We start from the raw sequence: 11,435 nt of genomic DNA, 5'->3' as shown, positions 1-11,435 counted from the left end.
TCGACGCTTCTACGAACAGGATTCCCATGTCACACGATTCCCTTTCCGCTCCTCCCTTCCGCATCGGCCAGGGCTACGACGTCCACGCCTTCGGCGAGGGCGACCACATCATGCTCGGCGGCGTGCGCGTGGCGCACGAGTGCGGCGTACTCGCCCACAGCGACGGCGACGTGGCGATCCACGCCCTGTGCGATGCCTTGCTCGGCGCGCTGGCGCTGGGCGACATCGGCCAGCATTTCCCGCCGTCCGATCCGCGCTGGAAGGGCGCCGACAGTGCGCAGTTTCTCGATCACTGCGTCGGCCTGCTGCACGCGCGCGGCTGGCGGCTGGGCAATGCCGACATCACCGTGATCTGCGAACGGCCCAAGGTCGGTCCGCATGCGCAGGCGATGCGCGAGCGCCTGGCGGCGCTGCTGCAGGTCGAACTGGACTGCGTGAGCGTCAAGGCCACCACCAGCGAGAAGCTCGGCTTCACCGGCCGCGGCGAAGGCATCGCGGCGCAGGCCGTGGCCCTGCTGGTGGCGCTGTGAGCGAGTTGCCGCGTGCGTTCGGCGCCGCGCCGTTGCAGGCGCGCATGCGCAGCAGCGCCGAAGATTTCCAGGTCGACGAACTGCCCGCATTCGCGCCCAGCGGCGAGGGCGAGCACCTGCTGCTGACGGTGCGCAAGCGCGGCATGAACACCGCCTTTGCCGCGCGCCGCCTGGCGCAGTGGGCCGGGGTGGCGGAACTGGCGATCGGCTACGCCGGCATGAAGGACCGCCATGCGGTCACCACCCAGCGCTTCTCGGTGCATCTGCCCAAGCGCGTGGCGCCGGCGCTGGACAATCTGCAGGACGCGGACCTGCAGGTGCTGGAGTCGCATTGGCACAACCGCAAGCTGCCGCGCGGCGCGCTGGCCGGCAACGGCTTCGTGCTGGTGCTGCGCGAGGTGCGCGGCGAGCGCAGCGCGATCGAGGCGCGGCTGGCGCAGATCGCCGCGCGCGGCATTCCCAACTGGTTCGGCGAGCAACGGTTCGGCCGCGATGGCGGCAACGTCGGCGCCGCGCTGGCGATGTTCGGCGGCCGCCGCGTGCGCCGCGAGCAGCGCTCGCTGCTGCTGTCTGCGGCCCGTTCGGAACTGTTCAACCGGGTGCTGGCCGCCCGCGTGGCCGCCGGCAACTGGGACAGCGCGCTGGACGGCGAAGTGTGGATGCTCGACGGCAGCCGCAGCGTGTTCGGTCCGGAGCCGTGGTCGGAGGCGCTGGCCGAGCGCCTGCAGCGCTTCGACATCCATCCGTCCGCGCCGCTGTGGGGCGCCGGCGAGTTGCGCAGCGCCGAGGCGGCGCGTGCGCTGGAACTGGCGGCGCTGGACGAGGCGGTCGCGCAGCGTCTGCGCGACGGCCTGGAGCGCGAGGGCCTGAAGCAGGAGCGGCGGGCGACCCGCCTGCGCGTGGCCGACCTGCAATGGCGCTGGCTGGACGGGCAGGACGATGCGCTGGAACTGCGCTTCGCCTTGCCGCCGGGCAGCTACGCCACGGCACTGCTGCACGAACTCGGCCAGGTCGAAGAGGCGCCGCAGCCGCAGGCCTCCACCGAGGCCTGAGCGCGGCCGGCGCCTGCCGCGTCGGTCGCGACAACGCGCGCTAGAACCGATAGGTGCCGGTCAGCAGCAGGCTGCGGCCATCCGGCAGCGGCACGAAGGTCTCGTCGAACTCGTCGGCATACAGTCGCCGATCGAAGACGTTGCGCATGCCCACGGTCACGCCCCAGGTCTCGGTGCGATAGGACACGTTCGCGTCCACGCTGGCCTGCCCGGGGATCTTGAAGTAGCCGCCGGCCAGGCGGCGGCCGAGGGTGTGATCGCGCGCCAGGATGCCGCCGGCCACGCCCCAGCCGCTCCAGCGGCTGTCCTGGAACTGGTAGCTGCTCCACAGGGTGAAACGGGTGCGCGGCACGCCGAGGGTTGGCGTGCCGTCGCGCCGGCCGATGCGGGCCAGCGCCAGGCTGCTGCTCAGTTCCAGGCCGGGGGCGAGCGCGCCGACGAAGTCGAGATCCAGCCCGCGGTTGCTCTGGCTGTCGATCGGCCTGGCGAAGTACGACGGATGCGCCAGCACCAGATCGAAGCTGCGGTCGACGGTGATCTGGTAGTACGCGGCGCTGAGCCGCGCCCGGTGCTCGAACAGATCGATCTTCGCCCCCACCTCCACCTGCCGCGACAACGCGGGCGGCAACGGCCGGCCGTTCTTGCCGAGCACGGCACTCGGCGCAAAGCCGTTCATGGTGCTGGCGTACAGCGACGCCTCCGGGGTCAGCTTGTAGACCACGCCGACGTTGGGCACCCAGCGGCGCCGGCGCAACTGGCGCAGTTTGCCCTTGGCGTCGTAGCTGGAAATCTCGTACGCCGAGCGGCGTAGCGCCAGCAGCACGTCCCAGCGTTCGCCCATGCTGATCTGGTCCTGCAGCAGGATGCCGCTCCGGCTCGACCACGGGCTGCCGGGGTAATGCAGGATCCCGCGCCGCGAACGCGGCCAGTGCACCGGGCCCAGCCGCTCGTCGCCGAACACGTCGTAGCGGTTGCGGTGCATGCGGATGAAGTAATCGCTGCTGCCCAGCAGCGCGCGAGTGTAATCCAGGCCCAGGGTCACGGTCTGCCGCAGCGGCCCGTCGCCGAAGCTGCCGATCAGGTCGTTCTGGATGGTGTAGTACGCCGTCGTATTGCGGTATGCCTCGGCATAGGCGCGCACGGCGCCCTTCGGCGAAGGCGACAGCATGCCCCAGTTGCGCGCGTCGACCGCCTGGGTCACGTACTGGCCGCGGCTGCGCAGTTGCCAGCGGTCGCTGAGCCGCTGATCGAACAGGTAATAGGCGCGCTGGGTGCGGTAGGCGGTGTGGTCCTGTGCGTTGCCCAGCCGCAAGCTCCTGGGCGTCATCGCCGACACGCGGTTGCGCAGCAGCAGGGCATGGTCGGCGGCGGGCTGCCGATCGATCACGCGCTGCACGCCGAGCACCAGGCGGTTGTCCTCGCCCTGCCAGGCGATGGACGGCGCCAGGTAGGCGGCATTGCGCGGGCCGTAGCCTTGCGCGGTGGAATCTGCATGCTGGCCGGAGACGACGAGCCGATAGCTCAGCGGCGTGGCGCCGATCGGTCCGGTCGCATCGAGCCCGGCCTGCATGTCGCCGCGTTCGCCGAGGACGTAGCTCAGTTCGCGCTTCGGTGTGCGCAGCGGTTGCTTGGTGACGACGTTGATCAGTCCGCTCATGTCGCCGCCGTTGCTGTCGCCGAGGATCGATTCCGGACCCTTGAGCACTTCGACCCGCTCCACGCCGATCATCGGCGGGTAGCCGCCGAGGCCGACGAAGCTGTTCGGCATCCCGTCGGTCATGCCGTTGCCGGTGTAGATGCCGCGGATCTTGAACAGCGGCGCGCGCAGCGGATTTTCGATCTGCTGCACGCTGGCCACGTTGCGCAGGGCGTCGGCGACGGTGCGCACCTGTTGCGAGGCCAGCAGATGCGGAGCGACCACGTTCACCGACTGCGGCACGGCGATGGAATCGGCGGCGTAACGCAGCGCGTCGCTGGCATAGGCAGGCACGTCGCCCATGGCGTGCTCGGTCAGCGCCGCGGCGTCGACCTGTTCCAGCAGCTTGGGTGGGGTGCCTGTGCGGTGCGCATCGGCGGCATCCGCAGGATCGACTTGCGCCGTGGCGGCGGGGGTGACCGCCACCGTGTTCGCATCGAGCATGCGGTACGCGAGGCCACTGGATTGCAGCAGGCGCTGCAGCGCCGCGTCCGGGGTGAACATGCCTTGCAGCCCGTCGCTGCGCATCCCGGCCAGGGTCGGGCTGGCGGTCAGCACCTGCACGTTGGCCTGCTTGCCGTACGCGATCAGCGCCGTGGACAGTGCCTGTGGCGGGATCGAGAACGCGATCTGCCGTGCGTCGGGCGCGAGTGGCGCGGCGAGGGCAGGGGGGCAGGGTGCGAGCTGCAGTGCCAGGCTGCCGCAGATGATCAGTCGCCTCAGCCCACGCACTGCCCGTCGCCCCCCAGCGGAAGCGCGAATTATGCCATGCGCGGCATTGCCGACGCGGGCGGCCGCTGCCCCGTAAGCCGGGGTGGCGCGCGGTATCGCCTAACGGCGGCTCAGCACGATCTCGTCCTTGCCCTGGTGCACCCGCAGCGGGAACACCTGCGGCAAGGCCTCGATCCACTGCGCGGTCGCCTGGGTGTCGACGGTGCCGGTGAAGCTCAGTCGTGCAAGCTCCGGGTCGTCCAGGCGCAGCGGCCGGTCGCTGTAGCGGTTGACCCGGGCGATCACCGTGTCCAGCGGCGTATCGACGAACTCCAGCCGGTGATCGCGCCAGGCGGTGGCCTGCGCCACGTCGATCTGGCTGACCTGCAGCGCGGGCTTGGCCGGGTCGTAGGACACGCGCTGCCCGGCCACCGCTTCCAGCCCGCCGCTGCCGTCGGCCGGCACCTGGCCGGCGCCGTAGATGCGGACCCGGCCTTCGGTGACCGCGACCTCGACGCGTTCGCCGTCACGGCTGACATCGAAGGCGGTGCCCACGTCCAGGATCGACACGCCGCCGGCGTCGACCACGAACGGACGCCCGGCGTGATGCGCCACGTCGAAGAAGGCCTCGCCGGCGATCAGGTCCACGTGGCGCTGCGCGGCACTGAAGCGGGTGCTCAGCTTCGATGCGCCGCCGAGCGCGATCTTGGACCCGTCCGCCAGCACGATGTCCTGGTGGCGGCTGGTCGCGCTGCTGTAGACCTGGGTGAGCGGCGGCGGGTGCAGCTGCCGCCAGGCCAGGGCGCCGCCGAGCGCCAGCACGCCCACGCAGGCCGCGACCCGCAGCGGCCGCCAGCGCGAACGCGGCGGCGCGAACCTGCGCACCACCTCGTTGCGGGCGGCCGCATCGAGCGTTGCCAGCTCGCCGCCGAGCGCATTGATGCGTTCGAACGCCTGCAGATGCCGCGGGTCGGCCTCCGTCCAGTCCAGCCAGCGCGCCACGGTGTCCTCGTTGCTGTCGGGTTCGCGCAGCAGGGCCCACCAGCGCGCGGCGTCGTCGAGGATGTGTTGGTCGATGCCGCTGTCCATTACGGGATCTCCGCTTCGTCGAAGCGTTTGCGGCAATGCGCGAGCGCGTTGGCCACATGGTAGCGGACCATGCGTTCGCTCACGTTCATCGCCTTGGCGATCATGCCGAAGTCCTTGCCTTCGATCACGTGCAGCACGAAGGCGCGGCTGGTCTTTGCGGGAAGTTCCTTCAACGCCCGGGTCAGCGCGCGCAGTTGCTCGCTGGCCGTGGCGTGCCGCTCCGGAACCGGCGGTAGCGGCAGATCGTGTTCCGGCAGCTCCACTGCGGCGTTTTCGCGGACCTTGCGCATGCGCAGCCGGTCCACCGCCAGGTTCGAGGCGACATGGAACAGGTAGGCGCGCGGCGATGCCAGCGCGTCGGGACGCTCAAGCGTCACGATGCGCATGTACGCCTCCTGCGCCACGTCCTGCGCGTCCGCCATCGAGCCGAGCTTGCAGTGCAGGAACGCGAGCAGGGCGCGGTGATGTTCCTTGAACAGCGCGTCGACCTGGTGCGCAGGCGCCTGCTCCGGCGACGGCGCGCCCTCGGTGTGCTCGGCCCGGCTCACGACTGCTGATGCTCCTGGAGGGAAGCGGCCGCGGCAGTATAGCCAGGCTCACTGGCCGCCACGCGACGCAGCACCGCAAGCGAGCGTCAGCGCCGCGGCCAGCAAGCCTTCCGCATGCGTCCGCAACGCCTCGCGGCGGCGAAACGCCGAGCGGTGCTGACTGGGTACGTCCGCCACGCTCTTACGCGGCTGCGTCGGCGGCAGGTCGAACCAGCCGTCTGCGCCGGCCGTGGCGCCCTGTTCGGTCCAGAACGCGTCGTAGTCGGCCAGGAACACCTGGCGCTTGCGCTGCAGCGGATGCGCGGCGTTGCCGATGGCGCGGATGTCGCGCGCGCCGATGCGCTCGGCGAAGGCGTAGGCCAGCGCCAGCATCAGTTGCTTGGGGCGCAGCCCGTGCATCTGCTTGGTCAGCGTCCGCACCACGTCCCGCGCATCGCCGCCGCTGGGGCCCTGCAGGCAGCCGATCAGCACCGTCGGATGGGCGTCGTCGCCGGTCACGGTCAGCACCAGGCGATACAGCTGGCGTCCACCCGCGTCGCTGAGCTGCAGCCACAGTTCGCCTTCGCAACTCATCGGCGCCGGCGGCAGCAGGGACAAGGTCAGCGTGCTGCCATCGTGCAGTGGCAGGGTTCCCAGGTCCGCCTGGCCTTGCCGGTAGATGGCGTCGAACAAGGCCGTGGGCAGGCGATCGAGCATCAGCCGGTAGTGCTGCCGGAGGTGGCGCAACCGCGCCGCGCTGCTCCAGCGGGTGTTGACGAAGCGGTGCAGGTGGCGCTCGAGCAGGCGCGGGTCGCGCTCGGCATAACCACGCATCCGCGGATCGCGGCGCAGTGCGTCGAGGAAACGCCCGTGCTCGGTCGGCATGCTCAACGCACGCAGCAGGTACTTGGTCGCCTTGATCCCGCGCTGCAGGCGGTTGCCGTGCCAGTCCGTGCGCCCCTGGAACGAGGCCAGGAACAGCGGCCACCACCGTGACGGTGCGGCGCCGGCGCTCGGCCGGGGTGGCGGCACCGGCCGGGCCAGGCGGGTCGGCGCCGTTTCGAACGCTGCGGCGCTCGCGGAAACGTCCACCAGATCAGTGGGTTGCAGGAAAAATTCGGTGGTCGCTTCGGTCACGTTCGGCTCGCAGAGGGACGGTGCTCTCTGACAAGACGGTTCAAGGGGCGAAAATTGAAATGGGTCCGCACATGCGCTGCTCGGCCGCGTCCGCGGCGTCCCGGCCTGGCCGGATACGCGTCATGCAGGCAGCGGGTGAGTGCGACGGCATCCCATCGCCGCGACGGGTATTCCCGTTCACGCCGGTCCTGGTGAAGCCGCTCTGACACGCGAATGACAGATCAGTGCGCGATGCCGGATGTGGCGGCGCCACGACCCGGCGCCCTTTACCTCAGCCAGTGCGCAGGTTGCCGATGGGGTCCGCGAGCCGCGATGCCCGCGGCTGCGCTGCCGCTCAGCGCCGCGCCAGCAGCACCAGCATCGCGCCGGTGCCGCCTTGCGCGGTCGGCGCCGAATGGAAGGCCAGCACGTCGTTGCGCTGGCGCAGCAAGCGGTCCACCAGGTTCTTCAGCAGCGGCACGCCGCCCGATTGCAGGCCCTTGCCGTGCACGATCCGCACGCAGCCGAACTCGTGCGCGTGCGCCTCGGCCAGGAACTGGCGCAGCAGCGTCTCGGCCTGCGCCGCGGTGGCGCCGTGCAGGTCCAGTTCGTCCTGGGCCGAGAACTGGCCCTTGCGCAGGCGCTGGAACACCCGCGCCGGCAGATGCTCGCGGCGGTAGCTGGCCACGTCGCCGGCTTCCAGTGGGGTGCTCTGGCGCAGCAATTGCTGGAACTCGCCCTGCGCCTCGGCGTCGTCGCGTTCGGCCATGCGCGCGCGCGGCTTGGGGCGCGGCTTGGCATTGGCCGGCGGCGTCGCGTTGAGCGGGGCCACCTTGCCGATGGCCGCGCGGAACAGCGCGGCGGGATCTTCGTCGTCGGAATGCGCCATGCGCACAGCTTAGAGCGTGCGGCGCGGTTTGAGGTGAGCGCGGCGTTGCCGGCGGCGTCTGGTGCGCGGACTGCCGCGCTACCGGCGCGCAGTGGTCACGCTGCGGTCGCACGGCGCCGCTAGCGCACGTGTTCGGCCGTCACCGCGGTCGTCGTCGCGCTGTCAGCGACCTGGCAGGGCGCATCCGGTATCATGCCCCCGGTTTTCGAGGAGCACCATGCGCGTATTAGTGAGCAACGACGACGGCGTCGACGCCCCCGGCATCCGCATGCTGGCCGAGCAGTTGCGCGGCGCCGGCCACGAGGTGACGGTGGTCGCACCCGACCGCGACCGGTCCGGCGCCAGCAATTCGCTGACCCTGGATCTTCCGATCCGGCTCAAGCGCATCGACCACTACACCTGCAGCGTCGCCGGCACGCCCACCGATTGCGTGCATCTGGCGCTCACCGGCATGCTGGAGTTCGATCCGGACATCGTGGTTTCCGGCATCAACAATTCCGCCAATCTCGGCGACGACGTGATCTATTCCGGTACCGTCTCGGCGGCGATGGAAGGCCGCTTTCTCGGCCTGCCCGCGGTGGCGGTGTCGCTGGTCAGCCACAACCACGACCCCAGGCATTTCCAGACCGCGGCGCGCGCCGCGGTGGAGATCGTCGCCCAGCTCAAGGCCGATCCGCTGCCGGCCGACACCATCCTCAATGTCAACGTGCCCGACCTGCCGTGGCAGGAGATCAAGGGCTTCGAGGTCACCCGGCTCGGCAACCGCCACCGTTCCGAACCGTGCCTGCCGCAGACCGACCCGCGCGGCGGCACCGTGTACTGGATCGGCCCGGCCGGGCGCGAGCAGGATGCCGGTCCCGGTACCGACTTCCATGCGGTACGCACCGGCTTCATCTCGATCACTCCGATCCAGGTCGATCTGACCCGCTACCAGGCATTGGAAAAGGTCGCCAGCTGGGTCGGCGGCCTGACCGCCGCGCTGGGCCGCCCGGCATGACCCCGCGGTTGCGCCTGCAGCCGGAAGCCATCGGCATCGGCATGACCTCGCAGCGCGTGCGCGACCGCCTGGTCGAGCGCCTGCGCGAGGCCGGCATCCGCGACGAGAGCGTGCTCAACGCGGTGCGCACCGTGCCGCGGCATCTGTTCATCGACGAGGCGCTCGCCTCGCGCGCCTACGAGGACACCGCGCTGCCGATCGGCCACGGCCAGACCATCTCGCAACCGTGGGTGGTGGCGCGCATGACCGAGACGGTGCTGGAAGCGGCGCCGAAGAAGGTGCTGGAAGTCGGCACCGGCTCCGGCTACCAGGCGGCGATCCTGGCCGCGCTGGGGCTGGAAGTGCATACCGTCGAGCGCATCGGCGACCTGCTGCGGCAGGCGCGCAAGCGCTTCCGCCAGCTCGGCATGAACGTGCGCAGCAAGCACGACGACGGCCGCATCGGCTGGCCCGAGCACGGCCCCTTCGACGCGATCGTGGTCACGGCGGCGGCGCCGGCGCTGGTCGATGCGCTGATCGAACAACTGGCCCCGGGCGGCTGCCTGGTGGCGCCGGTCGGCGGCCCGTCCGCGCAATCGCTGATCCGCCTGCGCCGCGACGCCGACGGCCAGATCGAACAAGACGTCCTGGCGCCGGTGACCTTCGTCCCGTTGCTGTCGGGCATGCTGGATTGACCTCTCGGAGCCGCACTGGATGAAGATTTTCGGGCCGTTGTACGAACGCGCCATCGGCTGGTCGCGGCATCGCCGCGCGCCGGCCCTGCTGACCGGGCTCAGTTTCGCCGAGGCCATCGTGTTCCCGGTGCCGCCGGAGGTGATGCTGGCACCGATGTCGCTGGCGCAGCCGCGACGCGCGCTGTGGTTCGCCACGCTGAGCCTGCTCGGCTCGTTGGCCGGCGCGGTGATCGGCTATCTGCTCGGCCATTTCGCCTTCGCCGCGGTGCAGCCGCTGATCGAATGGCTCGGTTGGACGCAGAAGATCGACGCGCAGGTGAACCAGCTGCGCGAGGTCATCGCCGAGTCGCCGTGGCGTGCGTTCTGGCTGCTGGTACTGGCCGGCTTCACCCCGATCCCGCTGAAGATATTCACCTGGGCCTCAGGCATCGTCGGGGTACCGCTGCTACCGTTCCTGGCGAGCATGCTGGTGGGGCGAGGCAAGCGCGTGTACCTGGTGGCCGGGGCGATTCGCCTCGGCGGGCCGCGCGCGGAAGCCGCATTGCGCCGCTGGATCGAGCCGCTCGGCTGGGTCGCCTCGGCGATCCTGGCGCTGCTGGTGGTGTGGGTCATATGGAGAGCGAAGGTCGGATGAGCGTGGATCGGGTGGTGCGGAACGGCCTGCGTTGCGGCCTGGGGGTGCTGGTGGCGGTGGCGCTCGGCGCCTGCAGCAGCGCCACGGTGGTGCGCACGCCCGGCGGTGCGCCCGTGCGCGGCACCGCCGCCGCCTCGGCGCCGCGGATTTCCGTGCCCAAGCCCGGGGTCAGCGCCACCGTGCGCCGTGGCGACACGCTGTATGCGATCGCCCGCGCCAACAACATCACCCCGCAGGACCTGGCCGGCTGGAACGGCCTGCAGCCGCCGTACACCATCTATCCGGGGCAGTCGCTGAAGCTGTATCCGCCGGGTGGGGCAGTCGCCGCGCGGCCCGGTAGCGGCCCGGTGACGCCGCCGCCGGCCTCCGGTGCCGGCGCCGCCGCGCGGCCGCCGTCCGTTCCGGCGCCGGCGCCAGTCAGCAGCGGTTTTCCCTGGCGCTGGCCGGCCGATGGCGTGGTGGTCAGCCGCTTCGTCGGCGGCGAGGCGACCAAGCAGGGCGTCGACATCGGCGGCAGCAATGGCGAAGCGGTGCGCGCCGCGGCCGACGGCGTGGTGGTCTATTCCGGCGCCGGCCTGGTCGGCTATGGCGAGCTGATCATCGTCAAGCACAACGAACAGTGGCTGTCGGCCTACGGCCACAACCGCAAGCGCCTGGTCAACGAAGGTCAGAACGTCAAGGCCGGCCAGCAGATCGCCGAAATGGGCCACAGCGGCGCGGCGCGCGACATGCTGCACTTCGAGATCCGCTACAACGGCAAGCCGGTCGACCCACTGCTGTATCTGCCGCCGAAGTAACCGGTCGCGTCAACGCGTGGACGGATCCCCGGCCCGGCGCAGCGCGCCGGGCGTTCGCCATCGGCGCGGCCCAGTGGGCCGCAAGCGCCGCCGACTCACCCACTACAACGGCAAGCTGGTCGACCCATTGCTGTATCTGCCGCCGAAGTAAAGCCGGCGCGACCAATGGGCCGCCGCTCTGACGCGGGGTGTCGCCGGCCTCCATCTACGGCTTTCGTAGGAGCGGCTTCAGCCGCGACCGGGGTTCTAGGGAATATCTAGGTCGCGGCTGTGAAGCCGCTCCTACGAGAGTCAATGTCTGCGGAGTGCGTGGAACGTGTCCGTGGAGACGCCGCCCCGGCTCAGCCTTCGAGCAGAAACCCCACCGCCACGCGCCGGCCTTCGGCGGCCAGCACGTTGTAGGTGCGCGCCGCAGCGGCATTGTTCATCACCTCAATGCCGATGCCGCGGGTCAGGAACAGCGCCATCACCGCCGCGGCGGGAAACACCTGGCGTTCGCCGGTGCCGAGGATCACCAGGGCCGGGTTGAGCTCCAGCAGCGGCTGCAGATGTTGCGGCTGCAGGTCGCCGGCCGGCCGGGCCTGCCAGTCCTCGACCAGGGTGTCCGGCGCGAGGACAAAGCTGCGGGTCAGCAGCCGGTCGTTCACCTTGGCCTGGCGGCCGTCGGCCATGCGCAGGGCGTAGGCGTAGTCGGGCAGGTCCTGGGTCAGTTGCACGGGGTCA

The 11,435-nt window shown here is 70.7% G+C and carries 12 protein-coding genes; 6 read left to right on the top strand and 6 right to left on the bottom strand.

Going from position 1 to position 11,435, the window contains the following annotated elements; genetic code table 11:
- Positions 1-26 precede the first annotated feature (26 nt).
- Both ispF and truD read left to right on the top strand, forming a co-directional pair.
- Positions 27-530, top strand: coding sequence for a 2-C-methyl-D-erythritol 2,4-cyclodiphosphate synthase (gene ispF, locus AC1PMG_RS12510; protein ID WP_481109099.1), 504 nt, complete (start codon positions 27-29; stop codon positions 528-530).
- 44 nt (positions 531-574) lie between these two features.
- Positions 575-1,582 (top strand): tRNA pseudouridine(13) synthase TruD, encoded by a 1,008-nt coding sequence (gene truD / locus AC1PMG_RS12505; RefSeq protein WP_481111666.1) that lies wholly within the window; start codon positions 575-577, stop codon positions 1,580-1,582.
- Between the two features lie 40 nt (positions 1,583-1,622).
- On the opposite strand, the gene AC1PMG_RS12500 is transcribed toward truD, so the two are convergent.
- From AC1PMG_RS12500 to AC1PMG_RS12480, 5 genes are all read right to left on the bottom strand, one after another.
- On the bottom strand, positions 1,623-4,010 hold the full coding sequence (locus tag AC1PMG_RS12500) for a TonB-dependent siderophore receptor (protein WP_481109098.1): 2,388 nt from the start codon (positions 4,008-4,010) through the stop codon (positions 1,623-1,625).
- A 99-nt stretch (positions 4,011-4,109) separates the two neighbouring features.
- Positions 4,110-5,078: a FecR family protein gene (locus AC1PMG_RS12495; protein ID WP_481109097.1), complete on the bottom strand. Its 969-nt coding sequence runs from the start codon at positions 5,076-5,078 to the stop codon at positions 4,110-4,112.
- Positions 5,078-5,626, bottom strand: a complete 549-nt coding sequence (locus AC1PMG_RS12490) for an RNA polymerase sigma factor (protein WP_017911058.1) — start codon at positions 5,624-5,626, stop codon at positions 5,078-5,080. Before AC1PMG_RS12490 ends, AC1PMG_RS12495 begins: the two co-directional genes overlap by 1 nt.
- Positions 5,627-5,674: 48 nt before the next feature.
- Positions 5,675-6,742, bottom strand: coding sequence for a VirK/YbjX family protein (locus tag AC1PMG_RS12485; RefSeq protein WP_481109096.1), 1,068 nt, complete (start codon positions 6,740-6,742; stop codon positions 5,675-5,677).
- Between the two features lie 334 nt (positions 6,743-7,076).
- Positions 7,077-7,610 carry a Smr/MutS family protein gene (locus AC1PMG_RS12480; protein WP_017911056.1) on the bottom strand — a complete coding sequence of 178 codons (534 nt, stop codon included), beginning with the start codon at positions 7,608-7,610 and terminating at the stop codon, positions 7,077-7,079.
- A 217-nt stretch (positions 7,611-7,827) separates the two neighbouring features.
- Here AC1PMG_RS12480 and surE point away from each other — a divergent pair, with 217 nt between their 5' ends.
- The 4 genes from surE to AC1PMG_RS12460 are packed head-to-tail and all read left to right on the top strand — an operon-like array spanning position 7,828 to position 10,712.
- Positions 7,828-8,607 (top strand): 5'/3'-nucleotidase SurE, encoded by a 780-nt coding sequence (gene surE / locus AC1PMG_RS12475; RefSeq protein WP_043091456.1) that lies wholly within the window; start codon positions 7,828-7,830, stop codon positions 8,605-8,607.
- On the top strand, positions 8,604-9,281 hold the full coding sequence (locus tag AC1PMG_RS12470) for a protein-L-isoaspartate(D-aspartate) O-methyltransferase (RefSeq protein ID WP_481109095.1): 678 nt from the start codon (positions 8,604-8,606) through the stop codon (positions 9,279-9,281). The genes surE and AC1PMG_RS12470 overlap by 4 nt, the downstream gene beginning before the upstream one ends.
- Positions 9,282-9,300: 19 nt before the next feature.
- The gene (locus AC1PMG_RS12465) at positions 9,301-9,915 is read left to right on the top strand and encodes a YqaA family protein (protein ID WP_342073476.1); all 615 of its coding nucleotides are present in this window, start codon (positions 9,301-9,303) and stop codon (positions 9,913-9,915) included.
- A complete protein-coding gene (locus AC1PMG_RS12460) occupies positions 9,912-10,712 on the top strand; it encodes a peptidoglycan DD-metalloendopeptidase family protein (RefSeq protein WP_481109094.1) in 801 nt (266 codons plus the stop codon). The genes AC1PMG_RS12465 and AC1PMG_RS12460 overlap by 4 nt, the downstream gene beginning before the upstream one ends.
- Before the next feature lie 341 nt (positions 10,713-11,053).
- Here the strand turns inward: AC1PMG_RS12460 and AC1PMG_RS12455 are convergent, their stop codons facing one another.
- Entirely contained in the window at positions 11,054-11,428 is a 375-nt protein-coding gene (locus AC1PMG_RS12455) for an Mth938-like domain-containing protein (protein WP_481109093.1), read from the bottom strand.
- Positions 11,429-11,435 lie beyond the last annotated feature (7 nt).

Source organism: Xanthomonas sp. NCPPB 2250 (assembly GCF_056725265.1).
Note: the sequence above shows the minus strand (reverse complement) of the source record. Positions and strands in the feature narration are given on the sequence as shown.

Coding starts and splice junctions, on each gene's coding strand:
- ispF (WP_481109099.1), top strand. CDS start 27: ATGTCACACGATTCCCTTTCCGCTCCTCCCTTCCGCATCGGCCAGGGC.
- truD (WP_481111666.1), top strand. CDS start 575: ATGCGCAGCAGCGCCGAAGATTTCCAGGTCGACGAACTGCCCGCATTC.
- AC1PMG_RS12495 (WP_481109097.1), bottom strand. CDS start 5,078: ATGGACAGCGGCATCGACCAACACATCCTCGACGACGCCGCGCGCTGG.
- AC1PMG_RS12480 (WP_017911056.1), bottom strand. CDS start 7,610: ATGGCGCATTCCGACGACGAAGATCCCGCCGCGCTGTTCCGCGCGGCC.
- surE (WP_043091456.1), top strand. CDS start 7,828: ATGCGCGTATTAGTGAGCAACGACGACGGCGTCGACGCCCCCGGCATC.
- AC1PMG_RS12470 (WP_481109095.1), top strand. CDS start 8,604: ATGACCCCGCGGTTGCGCCTGCAGCCGGAAGCCATCGGCATCGGCATG.
- AC1PMG_RS12465 (WP_342073476.1), top strand. CDS start 9,301: ATGAAGATTTTCGGGCCGTTGTACGAACGCGCCATCGGCTGGTCGCGG.
- AC1PMG_RS12460 (WP_481109094.1), top strand. CDS start 9,912: ATGAGCGTGGATCGGGTGGTGCGGAACGGCCTGCGTTGCGGCCTGGGG.